Source organism: Achromobacter sp. GQ309, from assembly GCF_059759315.1.
Genome location: NZ_JCAXDP010000001.1, coordinates 192,948 through 207,542, shown reverse-complemented (window position 1 = coordinate 207,542; position 14,595 = coordinate 192,948). Strand labels below are relative to the sequence as shown.

Genomic DNA, 14,595 nt, shown 5'->3' with positions numbered 1-14,595 from the left:
AAGCGGCCCGGTCGCGCGCGTAAGCGCCAGCCGGCCAAGACTTTTAACGGAAAGCCCACGTGACTATCAAGCCGCGTTTTTGCGTTGCCCTGCTCGCCCTGGCCTTGGCCGGCGCGCCGGCGGGCGTCGCCCTCGCCCAGTCGATGAGCGGCGGCGCGGGAGAAAACCCTAACGCCACCCGCACCACCCTGGACCCGATTCCGCCTGAAGGCGGCTGGGACGCTCTGGCCAATCTGCTGGAAGCCGCCAAGCCCAGCGTGGACACCCGGCTGATCCCGTCCGCGTCGCAGATCACGACGCACATCGAGCGCATGCTGAACCGTGGCGAAAACGCGGAAGCGCTGGCGATGATCGAAAAGCGCCAGGCCGAGATCAAGGACCAGCGCGGCACCGACGTGCAGCTCATGTTCCAGCATGCGCGCGCCCTCGCCGCCCTGGACCGCACGAACGAAGCCATCGACATCTACAACGATATGACCACGCGGTTCCCGGAATTGCCGGAACCCTGGAACAATCTGGCAGCTCTATATGCTGGACGCGGCGAACTCGACCGTGCGCAGGATGCCCTCCAGATGGCATTGCGCGCAGACCCGAACTACGCCGCCGCCCGCGCCAACCTCGGCGACCTGCAACTGCTGCAGGCCTTGCGAACCTACAAGGAGGCCGCCGGCGACGGCGTGCCTGGCATGCGGGAAAAGGTCCGCGAAGTTGAAACAATGTTGAAGGATAAACAAGGCAAATGATGTCCCGTTACTCCCCTCTTCACCTGCTGCGCCTGACGGCGTGCTCGTTCGCACTGGCTGCATTCGCTCCGGCGTTCGTCAGCGCCGCCCCCGCAGCCTCTTCTTCTCCCTCCACCTCCGAAGGCACCAAAACCATGAGCACCAATCCCCGCGTCAAGCTTCAAACGAACCAAGGCGACATGGTCATCACCCTGGACGCCGCCAAGGCGCCCAAGTCCGTCGAAAACTTCCTGACCTACGTCAAGGAAGGCTTCTACAACGGCACCGTGTTCCATCGCGTGATCGACGGCTTCATGGTCCAGGGCGGCGGCTTCGAACCCGGCATGAAGCAGAAGCAGACCCACGCCCCGATCGAAAACGAGGCCAACAACGGCCTGAAGAACGACAAGTACACCCTGGCCATGGCCCGCACCAGCGATCCGCACTCGGCCACCGCCCAGTTCTTCATCAACGTGTCCAATAACGACTTCCTGAACTTCACGTCGCCCACGCCGAACGGCTGGGGCTATGCCGTGTTCGGCGCCGTCACCGAAGGCCAGGACGTGGTCGACAAGATCAAGGGCGTGAAGACCGGCAACAAGGGCTTCCACCAGAACGTGCCGAACGAAGACGTCATCATCGAGAAGGCCGAAGTTCTTGAATAAGATCTCCCTGCCCGGCCCGGTCTGGCTGGCATCCGACCTGCACCTGGGGCCGGCCACGCCGGCCACCTCGGAGGCCTTCCTGGCCTTTCTGCAGGCGGCAGAGGAAGAGGCGGCAGCCCTGCTGCTGCCCGGCGACATCTTCGACGCCTGGATTGGCGACGACGTGATCCGCGCCGCCCCGCCGTGGCTTGCCACGGTGCTGGTGGCGCTGCGCAATACGGCCGCCCGCATCCCGGTCTGGCTGGGGCGCGGCAACCGCGATTTCCTCATCGGCGAGGAACTGGCAAAGGCCGTGGGCGCCAGCCTGCTGCCCGAGCCGGCCCTGCTGGAAACCGATTTCGGCCAGGTCCTGCTGACGCACGGCGACGAGTTCTGTACGGACGATGCCGCCTACCAGCAGTTCCGCAAGATGGTCCGCAATCCGCAATGGCAGGCCGAATTCCTGGCCAAGACCATTCCCGAGCGGCTGACCATGGCGCAGCAGGCACGGGGCGAGAGCCAGGCGGCCAACCAGACGAAGTCCATGGAAATCATGGACGTCAACGCGGACGCCATCGAATCGATCTTCCGCGAGACGGGCGTGCGCGTGCTGGTGCATGGCCACACGCATCGCCCTAACCGCCACGTGCTCGATGTCGACGGCCAAAAGCGCGAGCGCTGGGTGCTGCCCGACTGGGACTGCGATCACGTGTCGCCGCCGCGCGGCGGCTGGCTGGTCATTGACCGCGACGGGCTGCAGTTCTACGACCTGGAAACGGAAGCGTAGACGCCACCCGTCCCACGCCGGACAAAAAACAAGGGCCGCTTGAGAAAGCGGCCCTTTTTCTTTCTGCGATCGCCGTGTGGCGGGAGGAATCAGCGCGTGAAGATCCAGGCCGCCACGATGCCGCCGAAGATGATCCGGTACCAGGCGAACACGCGGTACGTGTGGTTGGCCACGAAGCGCAGCACGGCCCGCACCACCACCATGGCGCTCAGGAACGCCGCGATGAAGCCCACGGCGATGCCCGACAGGTCGTGCTGGGTCAGCAGGCCGAAGTTCTTGTACATGTCGTAGGCCGCCGCGCCGAGCATGGTCGGCATGGCCAGGAAGAACGAGAATTCGGTGGCCGTCTTGCGCTGGATGCCGGCGATCATGCCGCCGATGATGGTGGCGCCCGACCGCGAGGTGCCGGGAATCATCGCAAAGCACTGCGCCACGCCCACGCCCAGCGCCTGCTTCCAGGTGATCTGTTCCAGCGTGTGCGCCGACGCGCGCTCGTCCGAGGCGGTGTCGTCAGCAGCGCCCGGCGCATCGCCCGGCGTGTGGCGCGTGCGGCGTTCGACGTACAGCATGATCAGCCCGCCCAGCACCAGCGTCACCACGACCACCGCCGGGTGGTAGAACACCGATTTGATGGTCTTGATGAAGATCGCGCCGATCACCGCCGCCGGCAGGAACGCCAGGATCAGGTTGCGGGTGAAGGCCACCTCGCTGGGCACGCCCGTCAGCGTGCCGCGGATCAGCTTGAGCAGCCGGGCTCGGAAGACCCACATCACGGCAAGGATGGATCCCAGCTGGATGACCACCTCGAACACCTTGCCGTCGCCCGAATCGAAATTGAGCCAGTCGCCGACCAGGATGAGGTGGCCCGTACTGGACACGGGGATGAATTCCGTCAGGCCTTCCAGGATGCCCAGGATGAATGCTTTGATCAGATAGAGCGAGTTCTCGGTCACGGGCTGGGGTCTCTCTCTGTTAGTCGTTGGCTAGGGTTGCTTCGTCAGGAAAATGCTCTTCGGGGCGCTTCTCGACGCGCACCAGCGCGATGCGGCGGCCATCCATTTCCAGGACTTCGAAGCGGAAATGCTGGTGATGGATCTGGTATTCGCACACGTCGCCCGGCTTGGGCAGGTGTCCGAAGCGCGAGAGCAGATAGCCCGCAAGCGTGGAAAAGTCCTGGGCGTCGTCGACCAGGCCTTCGGTTTCAAGCACCTGCTCGACGTGGTGCAGGTCGGCCGCGCCGTCGATCTTCCAGGTGTTGTCGCCGTCCGCCACGATGTCGGGCAGCTCGTCTTCGTCGGGGAATTCGCCGGCGATGGCCTCGAAAACGTCGATCGGCGTCACCAGCCCCTCGATGGCGCCGAACTCGTCAGCCACCAGCACGAGCTGGCCGCGCGAGCGCTTGAGGGTGTCCATGAGGCGCAGGATGCCGATCGACTCGTGCACGATGATGGGATCGCGCAGGCGGTTGCGGCGCACCCTGCCCTCGGTGATCAGGTCCGCGATCAGATCCTTGGCGCGGCCGATGCCCAGCACTTCGTCCAGCGAGCCGCGGCACACCGGGAAGAAGCTGTGCGGCGCCTCGGTGAGCTGGCGGCGGATGTTGTCGGGATCGTCGTCGATATTGATCCAGGAAACGTCCGTGCGCGGCGTCATGATGGAACGGATGGAGCGCTCGGCCAGCGTCAGCACCCCGCTGACCATGTTGCGTTCTTCGACCCCGAAGGCCTGTACTGCCGGGCTGCCGGCGTTGGGCAGGTCGGGTTCGTCGCTGGCCGGCGGCCGCTTGCCCAGCATGCGCAGCACGGCAGAGGCGGTGCGTTCGCGCATGGGAAACCGGGCGTCGAGCTTGAGCAGGTTGCGGCGCGCCACCTGGTTGAGCGCCTCGATGGCAACCGAGAACCCGATGGCGGCGTACAGATAGCCCTTGGGCACCTTGAAGCCGAAGGCTTCGGCCAGGAGCGAAAAGCCGATCATCAGCAAGAAGCCCAGGCACAGCACCACCACCGTCGGGTGGGCGTTGACGAAGCGCGTCAGCGGCTTGGACGCGATCAGCATGATGCCGATGGCAATGATGACCGCGATCATCATGATGGCCAGGTGATCCACCATGCCGACGGCGGTAATGACCGAGTCCAGCGAGAACACCGCATCCAGCACCACGATCTGCGTGACGATCACCCAGAAGCTGGCATAGACGCGCGGGCCGGACGAGCCGGTGTGCATGCTGCCTTCCAGGCGCTCGTGCAGTTCCATGGTGCCTTTGAACAGCAGAAACAGGCCGCCCACCATCAGGATCAGGTCGCGCCCCGAGGGCGATAGCGGACCGATATTGAACAGGGGGGTAGTCAGCGTGACCAGCCATGACATGACGGACAACAGGCCCAGGCGCATGATCAGCGCGAGGCTCAGGCCCATGATGCGCGCGCGATCGCGCTGCGCGGGCGGCAGCTTGTCCGCCAGGATGGCGATGAAAATCAGGTTATCAATGCCCAGGACGATCTCAAGGACGACCAGGGTAAGCAAGCCGACCCACGCAGCGGGGTCCAGCAGCCACTCCATCAGGAGCTCCAGAAGTTACACGACCGGTAATCGTACATGGAAAATCCATGACATGCCGGTGACGCATCCCCTCCGTAAGCCTGATGGACAGAGGCTTTGAGCCGTATGGACTAAGGCTTGCAAGCGCCTGAAACGGGCCGTGTGTCCCGGTTTACGCGCGCCGCGCGTCAAACGATGCGGGCATGAAAAAGCCGGCCCCCCGGCCGGCTCTTGCTTGTCTCAACAGACCCGTCGGGGCATCAGCCGCCGACTTTGAGCGTGCCCTTCATCATGGCCCAGTGGCCGGGGAAGGAGCAGAAGAATGCGTAGTTTTCGCCAGCGGCGAGCTTGGAGACGTCGATCTTGACGGAGTCGGATTCCCCGCCGCCGATGACTTTGGTGTGGGCGATGACGCGGGTGTCGCCCGCCTTGACGTAGTCTTGTGCCAGCCCGGCGCCCATGCCGTCCGTGGCGACGGCCTGCTTGTCGGCTTCCTTGGTGAGGACCCAGTTGTGGCCCATTGCGACCTTGGCCATCTTGCCGACGTGCTTCAGGTTGACCGTGAATTCCTTGCAGCTCTTGTCGACCACGATTTCCTTGACGTTGAACTGCATGGCGTCGTTGCTTTCGACGGTGGCTTCACATTGCGCGGCCAGCACGGGCAGGCTGGAGGCGGAAAGAAGGATGGCGAGGGTGGCTTTTGCCAGCATGAAATTCTCCGATGACACAGCGGTCGATGCACGTACGCCAGCCAGATGCAGACGCCGTTGCCGCCGCGGATCAGTGTAGGACTGCCTTCCCCTCGCTCTCTTGACATCCATCAACACCCCCTGCGGATACCCCTCAAAACTCAGGAACTTCCCCTACATTTCGTAGGGCTATTAGGCCTTCGACTCTGGCAGATTGACAAACCGCAATCCGGTCCTGGGTGCATGTTCGTAGGATGGCCGTAAGCAAACACGACGAACAGAGTTCAGCATGCGCGGCAGTACCGAAGTACCCCACCGGTTCACCAAACACATTCAGGCCGCGTTCTTTGTTTTATGGCTTTCCTGTCTGTTCCTGGCGCAAACCGCGCAGGCGCAGCGCCTGCCTGACTTTCTTGCCAGCACACCCATCACAGACGTGTTCCCCGGCGCCGACCGCACCGGTCCCGTCGAAGGCAAGCCCGCGATTGCCCGCGTGTTTGCAGGCAACAAGCCACTGGGCCTTGTCTACCTGACCACCGACGTCGTCAACACCCGCGGCTACTCCAGCAAACCCATCGACGTGCTGGTGGGGCTTTCCGACAGCGGCCGCATCATGGGCGCAAAGCTGGTCGAACACCACGAGCCCATCGTGCTGATCGGCATCCCGCAAGCCAAGGTCGATCACTTCATCCAGGGCTATGTCGGCCTGAACTTCGTCGACGCCCCGCCCCGTCACGGCGCACCGCCGCCCGTCGATATCGTCAGCGGCGCTACGGTCACGCTGATGGTGATCGGCGACACGATCACGCGGTCCGCCATTGCGGTGGCGCGCGCCCACGGCATCGACAAGTCGGGCGCGCCGCGCCAGACCGCGCAACCAGCGGCGACCCGCGTCATCGACGAAAGCAAAGACACCGTGCAGACTTGGCAGGAACTGCTCGACGCCGGCGCCGTGAAGAACCTGCGCCTGACGCCCGACGACGTCAACCAGGCGTTTCTGCGGTCCGGCCGCAAGGACGCCGCCGAACACGGCGAAGGCGGCCCCGACGACACCTTCATCGACCTGTACGCCGCACTGGTCAGCGCCCCGTCCATCGGCCGCAGCCTGCTGGGCGACATCGGCTGGCAGCGCCTGAAAGAACGCCTCAAGCCCGGCCAGCAGGCCGTGCTGGTCGCCGGCAACGGTCTCTATTCATTCAAGGGTTCGGGCTACGTGCGCGGCGGCATCTTCGACCGCATCGAGGTCATCCAGGACGAAAGCGCCTTCCGGTTCCGCGACCGCAACCACCAGCGGCTGGCCGACGTCAACGCCAAGGGCGCGCCCGCGCTGCGCGAAGTCGCCCTCTTCGTCGTGCCCGAGGACGCCTCGCTCGACCCGGTCAAACCGTGGCGGCTGCAACTGATGGTGCAGCGCGTGCTCAGCGTGTCGGACAAGGCGTTCGTCACGTTCGATCTGCCGTATGACCTGCCCACGGCCTACACCCGCGCCGTCGCGCCGCCGACCGCACCCGCAGCAGCAGGCCAACCCGCCACTGCACCCGCGCCCTCGCCCGACGTCGAAACCGCCCCGCCCGCGTTGTGGAAGCAAATCTGGCAACGCAAGGCTGGCCAGATCGCCATCCTGACCGTCGCCCTGACGGTGCTGGTCGGCATCTTCTTCTTCCAGGATCAACTGACGTCGCGCCCGTTGCTGCACGACCGCCTGCGCCTCGCGTTCCTGGCCTTCGCGCTGTTCTGGATCGGCTGGTACGGGCAGGCGCAGTTGTCCATCGTGAACGTGCTGACGTTCTTCTCGGCCCTGCGCACCGACTTCCGCTGGGAATACTTCCTGATGGACCCGCTGGTGTTCATCCTGTGGTGCGCCACCGCCATCTCCATGGTGTTCTGGAACCGCGGCGCATTCTGCGGCTGGCTGTGCCCGTTCGGCGCACTGCAGGAACTGACCAACCGCATCGCCCGGCGGCTTGGCGTGCGCCAACTCAAGATCCGCCACGGCGTGGCGCAGCGCCTGTCCACGTTCAAGTACGTGATCTTCCTGCTGCTCTTCGGCTTCTCGCTGTACGACCTGGCGGTCGCCGAACAACTGGCCGAAGTCGAACCCTTCAAGACCGCGATCATCCTGCATTTCGTGCGCCACTGGCCCTTCGTGCTGTTCGCCGTGGCGCTGCTGGCCGCGGGCCTCTTCATCGAACGCTTCTTCTGCCGCTACCTCTGCCCGCTGGGCGCCACGCTGGCCATCCCCGCCCGCCTGCGCATCTTCAATTGGCTCAAGCGCTACCGCGACTGCGGCAACCCCTGTCAGCGCTGCAACATCGAATGCCCCGTTCAGGCGATCGACCCCTCCGGCGAAATCAACCCGAACGAGTGCATCCAGTGCCTGCACTGCCAAATGCTTTACCACCACAAACAGAAGTGCCCTCACCTGATCCAGAAGCAGGCTAAGCGTGAGCGGCGCCCGGCTCCGCCCCCTGAGCCGTCGGTGCAGGAAGTCGTTCTGCACCGCATGCCGACGCCCAACTCGGCAAATCGCCCCAACCGGGAATCGTGAAACACGGTTTTCGTACCGCGGCGCTCTGCGCCGTCCCTACCTAGGAGTTATCCATGTCCGACAAGACCCCCGAAAAAGCCGGCCTCACACGCCGAAGCTTCCTGGGCACCGCAGCCATCACCGGCGCGGCCGGCCTCGTAGCCGGGGCGCAGATGTCCACCGCGCACGGCAAAGAGGGCAAATCAGGCAACGGCGCCGTGCTCGGGCATGTCGCGCCGGGCGAGCTCGACGAATACTATGCGTTCAACTCCAGCGGCCAGTCCGGCGAAGTCCGCGTGCTGGGCCTGCCGTCCATGCGCGAACTCGTGCGTATCCCCGTGTTCAACCATTGCAGCGCCACCGGCTGGGGCCGCACCAACGAAAGCCGCAAGGTGCTGACCGAAGGCCTCACGCCTGAAACCCGCGAGTACCTGAAAGACAAGGGCGGCGTATTCCCCAACGGCGACGCCCACCATCCCCACCTGTCGTTTACCGACCAGACCTACGACGGCCGCTACCTCTTCATCAACGACAAGGCCAACAACCGCGTGGCCCGCATCCGTCTGGACGTGATGAAGACGGACAAAATCGTTGAACTGCCCAACGTGTCGGGCGTGCACGGCCTGCGTCCGCAGCGCTATCCGCGCACCGGCTACGTGTTTGCCAACGGCGAGCACATCATCCCGCTGCCCAACGACGGCAAGGTGCTGGACGATCCCAAGAAGAACTTCTTCTCGGTGTACTCGGCCATTGATGGCGACACCATGAAGGTGGCGTGGCAAGTGCTGGTCGACGGCAACCTGGACAACGGCGACGCCGACTACCAGGGCAAGTATTCGTTCGCCACCTGCTACAACTCCGAGAAAGGCGTCACTGTCGAGGAAATGTCCGCCAACGAGCAGGACTGGGTCGTGGTCTTCGACCTCAAGCGCATCGAGAAGGCGGTCAAGGACGGCGACTTCAAGACGATGGGCGGCGTGCCGGTGGTCGACGGCCGCCACGGGTCCAAGTACACGCGCTACATCCCGGTGCCGAATTCGCCGCACGGCTGCAATGCCGCGCCCGACGGCATCCACCTCATGCTGAACGGCAAGCTCTCGCCCACGGTCACCGTGATCGACGTGCGCAAGCTGGACGACCTGTTCGCCGACAAGATCAAGCCGCGCGACTGCGTCGTGGCCGAACCGCAACTGGGCCTGGGCCCGCTGCACACCGCGTTCGACGGCCGCGGCAACGCCTACACCACGCTGTTCATCGACAGCCAGATGGTCAAGTGGAACATCGACAAGGCCAAGCGCGCGTACAAGGGCGAAAAAGTTGACCCGATCCTGCAGAAGCTGGACGTGCATTACCAGCCGGGCCACAACCACTCGACCATGGGCGAAACCAAGGAAGCCGACGGCAAGTGGCTGGTGTCGCTGAACAAGTTCTCGAAAGACCGCTTCCTGAACGTGGGTCCGCTCAAGCCCGAAAACGACCAGCTCATCGACATCTCCGGCGACGAGATGAAGCTTGTGCATGACGGCCCCAGCTTTGCCGAGCCGCACGACATGTGCCTGGTGCACCGTTCCAAGATCAACCCGATCAGCGTCTGGAAGCGCGATGACCCCATGTGGGAAGACGCCCGCCAGATCGCCAAGAAGGACGGCGTGTCGCTGGAAGACGCGGCCAAGGTCGTGCGCGACGGCAACAAGGTCCGCGTGTACATGATGGCCGTCGCGCCGATGTTCAGCCTGAAGCAGTTCGAGGTGAACCAGGGCGATGAGGTCACCGTGTTCGTGACCAACATGGAAGTGATCGAAGACCTGACGCACGGCTTCACGCTCGAAGGCCACGGCATCGCCATGGAAATCGGACCCCAGGCCACGTCGTCCATCACGTTCAAGGCGGATCGCCCCGGCATCTACTGGTACTACTGCCAGTGGTTCTGCCACGCGCTGCACATGGAAATGTCCGGCCAGATGATCGTGCACCCCAAGAAGTCTGCGTAACGATCCATGGCTGCCATCGCAACCTTGCGAAACGCGGCGTGGGCCGCGGCCGGCTTCGTGCTGGCCGGCTTCGGCCCGGCCCTGCACGGGGCGGCCGCGGCCGCCACCCTGGAGGTCGCCGCAGGCGCCGACCTGGCGCAGGCCGTGGCCGCGGCGCAGCCCGGCGACACGCTGCGGCTGGCGCCCGGCACCTACCCCGGCGCCATCGTCATCGACAAACCCCTCGTCATCGAAGGACCGCAGGACCGTTCCGCCATCATCGCCGGCACCCGCGAAGGACGCACGCTGTGGGTCAAGGCCGCGGACGTGTCTCTGCGCAACCTGACCGTCACGCGCTCCGGGCTGGACCTGCCCGCCATGGACGCGGGCATCTTTCTGGACCGCACCGCGCACCACGCGGTGGTCGAACACAACGACATCCTGGATAACCTGTTCGGCGTCTATGTATGGGGCCCGCAGGACGCGATGGTGCGCGGCAACCGCATCGTCGGCAACCAGGAACTGCGCGTGGCCGAGCGCGGCAACGGCGTGTCGCTATGGAACACGCCGGGCAGCGCGGTGGTGGACAACGACATCTCCGCCGGCCGCGACGGCGTTTTCGTGAACACCAGCAAGCAGAACCGGTTCACCGGCAACCGTTTCCATGACCTGCGCTATGGCGTGCACTACATGTACACGAACGACAGCGAGATCAGCGGCAACGTGTCCACCGGCAACGACATCGGCTACGCCATCATGTACTCGCACCGCCTGGTCGTTACCGGCAACGTGGCGGTGAACAACGTGGAGCAGGGGCTGATGATGAATTACGCCAACAACTCCGACATCTCCGGCAACACCGTCGATGGCGCGGGCAAGTGCGTGTTCATCTACAACGCCAACAAAAACCGCTTTGCGGACAACCATTTCTCCAACTGCGACATCGGCATCCACTTCACCGCCGGCTCCGAGGGCAACCGGATCTCAGGCAACGCCTTCATCAACAACCGCAACCAGGTCAAGTACGTGGGCACGCGGGTGATGGAATGGTCGAACAACGGCCGCGGCAACTACTGGAGCGACAACACCGCCTTCGACCTGGACGGCGACGGCATCGCCGACACGGCCTACCGCCCGAACGACGTGGTGGACCAGTTGCTGTGGCGCGCGCCCGCCGCGCGGATTCTGCTCAATAGCCCCGCCATCTCGGTGGTGCGCTGGGCGCAATCGCAGTTCCCCGCAATCCTGCCAGGCGGCGTGATCGACAGTAGGCCGCTGATGAAACCTGTGCGGGAACGGATCGATTACGGCGGTGCGGTGGCCAACGCGAAGCCCGGTGCATCGCCTGATGCAAAAAGCGCCGCCAACCCCGTCGCAATAAACGGCGCGAAGCGCGCCGAGGACAATCAATGAGCAACCCACTGGTGACGCTTGCGGGCGTCAGCAAACACTATGGCGGCCACAGGGCGATCAGCGTCCTGGACCTGGACCTGCGCGAAGGCGAATGCGTGGCGCTGGCCGGGCACAACGGCGCGGGCAAAAGCACCCTCATCAAGCTGATCCTCGGACTCATCCGACCCACGCACGGGCGCGTCACGCTCTTCGGCCAGGACGCGCACAGTCCGGCCGCCGCGCGCCTGCGTGACCGGATCGGCTACCTGCCCGAAACGGTGGCGCTGCATCCCGCGATGACGGGCGCCGAGACCCTGGCCTTTTACGCACGCCTGAAGCGCCAACCCGTGTCGCGCAACGCGGATCTGCTCGAGAAAGTGGGGATCTCCGGCGCGGCGCACCGCCGCGTGGGCGGTTATTCAAAAGGCATGCGCCAGCGGCTGGCGCTGGCCCAGGCGCTGCTGGGCGCGCCCCGCATCCTGCTGTTCGACGAGCCCACCACCGGCCTGGATCCGGCGTCGCGTCTCAAGTTCTACGAGATCGTGCACGAACTGCGCGCAAGCGGCGCCACCATTCTCCTCAGCACGCACGCCTTGTCGGAGCTGGCCGGCCACGCCGACCGCATCGTCGTCATGAAGGCGGGCGTGAAGATCGCCGACGGCGGCATGTCGGCGCTGCGCCGCGACACCGGGCTGCCCATCCGCATCAGCGTCACGCTCGGGCCGGACAACGCATCCGCCCCGCCCTCCTCGGCCTGGCGCCAGGTCGACGCCAACCGCTACGAACGCCTGTGCCACGAATCGGACAAGGTCGAGGCCATCCGTAGCATCGGCACCATCGGGGCGCCCATCAGCGACCTGGACATCCAGGTCCCGGGGCTGGACGACATCTACGCCCATCTGCTTGAACGGGAAGACGCATGAACGCCGTAAGCACAATCATCGGCAAGGAAATCCGCGACGGCCTGCGCAATCGCTGGGTCCTTGCCACATCGCTCCTGTTGGCCGCACTGGCGCTCGCGCTCGGCCTCTTGGGCAGCGCCCCCACCGGTGCGGTCAAGGTCGATCCGCTGACCGTCACGGTGGTCAGCCTGTCCAGCCTCTCCATCTTCCTGGTGCCGCTCATCGCGATGCTGCTGGCGTATGACGCCATCGTGGGCGAGGTAGACCGAGGCACCATGGCGCTGCTGCTCAGTTATCCGGTGTCGCGTTGGCAGGTCATCATGGGCAAGTTCATCGGGCACCTGGCCATCCTGGCCATCGCGACCGGTGCGGGATATGGGTCGGCAGGGCTGGCTTTGCAATGGGTCTACGGGGGCATGGACGCCGGCGCCTGGCGGCCCTTCGCCATGCTGATCGGGGCCAGCGTCCTGCTGGGCGCCAGCTTTCTGGCAATGGGCTACCTCATCAGCACGCTGGTGCGGGAACGCGCCACGGCAGCGGGCATCGCGCTGGGCGTCTGGCTGTTCTTTGTCGTCATCTACGACATGGGCCTCCTGGGCGTGCTGGCCGCGGACCAGGGTCGCCACGTCACGCCGGGCATGCTCAATGCCCTGCTGCTGGCCAATCCGTCCGACGTCTACCGCCTGCTGAACCTGACCGGGTTCGAGAACATTTCCATGTATGCGGGCATGGCCGGCGTCAGCGACCAGGCCCACATGCCCGTGCCGCTGCTGGTGGCGGCGCAATTGCTGTGGATCGCGGTGCCGTTTCTGCTGGCCGCCTTCTGCTTCCGGAGGAAACAGCTATGACGCTGAAACGTTGGGCCGCAATGGCGGCCTTCTCGGCCGTCGTGCTGGCGGTCTCGGCCTGCGGCGGCGACGAACCCGCCGCGCCGCCACCCGCGCCGCAGGCCGTCTCCGCCGACGCCGTCGGCCACTACTGCGGCATGATGCTGCTGGACCATGCGGGGCCGAAGGGCCAGATATTCGTAAAGGGCCGCGCCGCGCCGGTGTGGTTCTCGTCCATCAAGCAGGTCTTCGCCTACACGCTGCTGCCCGAAGAACCCAAAGGCCTGGCCGCCATCTACGTCAACGACATGGCAGCCGCCGGTCCCGATGGCGCGGCGGATCTGAAAGCATGGGTCGACGCACGGCAAGCCTTCTACGTCATCAACTCCAGCTTCATCGGCGGCATGGGCGCCGAAGACGCCATTCCGTTTTCGGATCAAACGCGTGCGCTGGCCTTCGCCCAGACCCACGGCGGGCGTGTCGTGCGTTTTGCCGACGTGCCCGAGGACTATGTGTTTGCTCAATAGCGCCAAGCCCTCCGACCTGCCTCATGTGCCCGCGCCAATCGCGCCTTAATCAGTTGATATCGCCATGAACCCTCCCGCCCGCCGCCGCTTCCTCGGCATCATCGCCGCGTCTTCCGCGCTGGCCCTCGCTCCCAGCTTCCTGCGCCGCGCGCACGCGGCCATCTCGCCAACGCGTTGGCAAGGCGTGGCGCTGGGCGCGGATGCGGAATTGCGGCTCTACCATCCCGACCGCCAGGCCGCCGAACAGCTCATCGAGCGGGCGTTGCAGGAACTGCGTCGCCTCGAGGGCGTGTTCAGCCTGTACCGCGACGACAGTGCGCTGTCGATCCTGAACCGCCAGGGGTTTCTGGTCGATCCTCCCTCCGACCTCGTCCGCCTGCTCAGCGAGAGCCGGCACTACGCGGACCTGACGGGAGGCCTCTTTGATCCGTCCGTGCAGCCGCTGTGGCGCGTGTACGCAGATCACTTCGCGCGGTCTGGCGCGTCCCAGGATGGTCCCGCGCCGGCGGACATCGCCCGGGCGCTGCGATGCGTGTCGTACCAGGACATCAAGATCGACCCGCAGCGCATCGAACTGCAGCCGGGCATGGCGCTGACGCTCAACGGCATCGCGCAGGGCTACATCACCGACCGCGTGACGGACCTGTTTCGCAACGCCGGGCTGGAACGCGCGCTGGTCGACATGGGCGAGATACGCGGACTGGATGCGACGGCCAACGCAACGGGCTGGCGCGTCGGGCTGGCCGACCCCATGTCGCCGGACCAGATCCTGGCGCAGGTGCCGATCAGCAACCAGGCGCTTGCCACTTCCGGCGGCTACGGCACGCCGCTGGATGCCGCGGGACAGTATTCGCACCTGTTCGATCCGCACTCCGGTCGGGCGCGGCCGCTCTATCGCAGCGTGTCGGTCATGGCATCCACCGCCACAACTGCCGATGCCCTGTCCACGGCGTTCTCGAACATGCCGTTGGAACGCACCGCCGCGCTGGTGCGCAGCCTGGGTGTGCAGGCGTGGATGGTGTTGCCAGATGGACAGCTGGTAGCGCAGACCGGCGAAGCCTGATTGCGCG

Annotated in this window: 13 protein-coding genes; 10 read left to right on the top strand and 3 right to left on the bottom strand. The window is 65.2% G+C overall.

Annotated elements, in window-relative coordinates:
- The first annotated feature begins 59 nt into the window (after positions 1 to 59).
- From AC6CIE_RS01065 to AC6CIE_RS01055, 3 genes are all read left to right on the top strand, one after another.
- Entirely contained in the window at positions 60 to 743 is a 684-nt protein-coding gene (locus AC6CIE_RS01065; protein WP_175124239.1) for a tetratricopeptide repeat protein, read from the top strand.
- A 134-nt stretch (positions 744 to 877) separates the two neighbouring features.
- Positions 878 to 1,387, top strand: a complete 510-nt coding sequence (locus AC6CIE_RS01060; RefSeq protein ID WP_175124240.1) for a peptidylprolyl isomerase — start codon at positions 878 to 880, stop codon at positions 1,385 to 1,387.
- On the top strand, positions 1,380 to 2,153 hold the full coding sequence (locus AC6CIE_RS01055; RefSeq protein WP_175124241.1) for a UDP-2,3-diacylglucosamine diphosphatase: 774 nt from the start codon (positions 1,380 to 1,382) through the stop codon (positions 2,151 to 2,153). The genes AC6CIE_RS01060 and AC6CIE_RS01055 overlap by 8 nt, the downstream gene beginning before the upstream one ends.
- 89 nt (positions 2,154 to 2,242) lie before the next feature.
- Here the strand turns inward: AC6CIE_RS01055 and AC6CIE_RS01050 are convergent, their stop codons facing one another.
- The 3 genes from AC6CIE_RS01050 to azu all read right to left on the bottom strand — a co-directional run bounded on the left by AC6CIE_RS01050 (position 2,243) and on the right by azu (position 5,401).
- Entirely contained in the window at positions 2,243 to 3,106 is an 864-nt protein-coding gene (locus tag AC6CIE_RS01050; protein ID WP_175124242.1) for an undecaprenyl-diphosphate phosphatase, read from the bottom strand.
- Positions 3,107 to 3,125: 19 nt separating this feature from the next.
- Positions 3,126 to 4,712, bottom strand: a complete 1,587-nt coding sequence (locus AC6CIE_RS01045; RefSeq protein WP_175124243.1) for a TerC family protein — start codon at positions 4,710 to 4,712, stop codon at positions 3,126 to 3,128.
- Between the two features lie 239 nt (positions 4,713 to 4,951).
- Positions 4,952 to 5,401, bottom strand: a complete 450-nt coding sequence (gene azu, locus AC6CIE_RS01040; protein WP_175124244.1) for an azurin — start codon at positions 5,399 to 5,401, stop codon at positions 4,952 to 4,954.
- Positions 5,402 to 5,669: 268 nt separating this feature from the next.
- Here azu and AC6CIE_RS01035 point away from each other — a divergent pair, with 268 nt between their 5' ends.
- From AC6CIE_RS01035 to AC6CIE_RS01005, 7 genes are all read left to right on the top strand, one after another.
- Positions 5,670 to 7,928, top strand: coding sequence for a 4Fe-4S binding protein (locus AC6CIE_RS01035; protein ID WP_498090823.1), 2,259 nt, complete (start codon positions 5,670 to 5,672; stop codon positions 7,926 to 7,928).
- A 53-nt stretch (positions 7,929 to 7,981) separates the two neighbouring features.
- A complete protein-coding gene (nosZ, locus tag AC6CIE_RS01030) occupies positions 7,982 to 9,898 on the top strand; it encodes a TAT-dependent nitrous-oxide reductase (RefSeq protein WP_175138605.1) in 1,917 nt (638 codons plus the stop codon).
- A gap of 6 nt (positions 9,899 to 9,904) precedes the next feature.
- Positions 9,905 to 11,290 carry a nitrous oxide reductase family maturation protein NosD gene (locus AC6CIE_RS01025; RefSeq protein ID WP_498090821.1) on the top strand — a complete coding sequence of 462 codons (1,386 nt, stop codon included), beginning with the start codon at positions 9,905 to 9,907 and terminating at the stop codon, positions 11,288 to 11,290.
- A complete protein-coding gene (locus tag AC6CIE_RS01020) occupies positions 11,287 to 12,192 on the top strand; it encodes an ABC transporter ATP-binding protein (RefSeq protein ID WP_498090820.1) in 906 nt (301 codons plus the stop codon). Before AC6CIE_RS01025 ends, AC6CIE_RS01020 begins: the two co-directional genes overlap by 4 nt.
- Positions 12,189 to 13,019 carry an ABC transporter permease gene (locus AC6CIE_RS01015; protein WP_175124248.1) on the top strand — a complete coding sequence of 277 codons (831 nt, stop codon included), beginning with the start codon at positions 12,189 to 12,191 and terminating at the stop codon, positions 13,017 to 13,019. Before AC6CIE_RS01020 ends, AC6CIE_RS01015 begins: the two co-directional genes overlap by 4 nt.
- Entirely contained in the window at positions 13,016 to 13,525 is a 510-nt protein-coding gene (locus AC6CIE_RS01010) for a nitrous oxide reductase accessory protein NosL (RefSeq protein WP_175186452.1), read from the top strand. Before AC6CIE_RS01015 ends, AC6CIE_RS01010 begins: the two co-directional genes overlap by 4 nt.
- 64 nt (positions 13,526 to 13,589) lie before the next feature.
- Positions 13,590 to 14,588 carry an FAD:protein FMN transferase gene (locus AC6CIE_RS01005; protein WP_498090818.1) on the top strand — a complete coding sequence of 333 codons (999 nt, stop codon included), beginning with the start codon at positions 13,590 to 13,592 and terminating at the stop codon, positions 14,586 to 14,588.
- The last annotated feature ends 7 nt before the right edge of the window (positions 14,589 to 14,595 follow it).

What these genes read in the sequence shown, in the direction of transcription:
- AC6CIE_RS01035 (WP_498090823.1), top strand. Translation starts at nt 5,670, where the DNA reads ATGCGCGGCAGTACCGAAGTACCCCACCGGTTCACCAAACACATTCAG.
- AC6CIE_RS01005 (WP_498090818.1), top strand. Translation starts at nt 13,590, where the DNA reads ATGAACCCTCCCGCCCGCCGCCGCTTCCTCGGCATCATCGCCGCGTCT.
- AC6CIE_RS01020 (WP_498090820.1), top strand. Translation starts at nt 11,287, where the DNA reads ATGAGCAACCCACTGGTGACGCTTGCGGGCGTCAGCAAACACTATGGC.
- azu (WP_175124244.1), bottom strand. Translation starts at nt 5,401, where the DNA reads ATGCTGGCAAAAGCCACCCTCGCCATCCTTCTTTCCGCCTCCAGCCTG.
- AC6CIE_RS01045 (WP_175124243.1), bottom strand. Translation starts at nt 4,712, where the DNA reads ATGGAGTGGCTGCTGGACCCCGCTGCGTGGGTCGGCTTGCTTACCCTG.
- AC6CIE_RS01015 (WP_175124248.1), top strand. Translation starts at nt 12,189, where the DNA reads ATGAACGCCGTAAGCACAATCATCGGCAAGGAAATCCGCGACGGCCTG.
- AC6CIE_RS01060 (WP_175124240.1), top strand. Translation starts at nt 878, where the DNA reads ATGAGCACCAATCCCCGCGTCAAGCTTCAAACGAACCAAGGCGACATG.
- AC6CIE_RS01010 (WP_175186452.1), top strand. Translation starts at nt 13,016, where the DNA reads ATGACGCTGAAACGTTGGGCCGCAATGGCGGCCTTCTCGGCCGTCGTG.
- nosZ (WP_175138605.1), top strand. Translation starts at nt 7,982, where the DNA reads ATGTCCGACAAGACCCCCGAAAAAGCCGGCCTCACACGCCGAAGCTTC.
- AC6CIE_RS01025 (WP_498090821.1), top strand. Translation starts at nt 9,905, where the DNA reads ATGGCTGCCATCGCAACCTTGCGAAACGCGGCGTGGGCCGCGGCCGGC.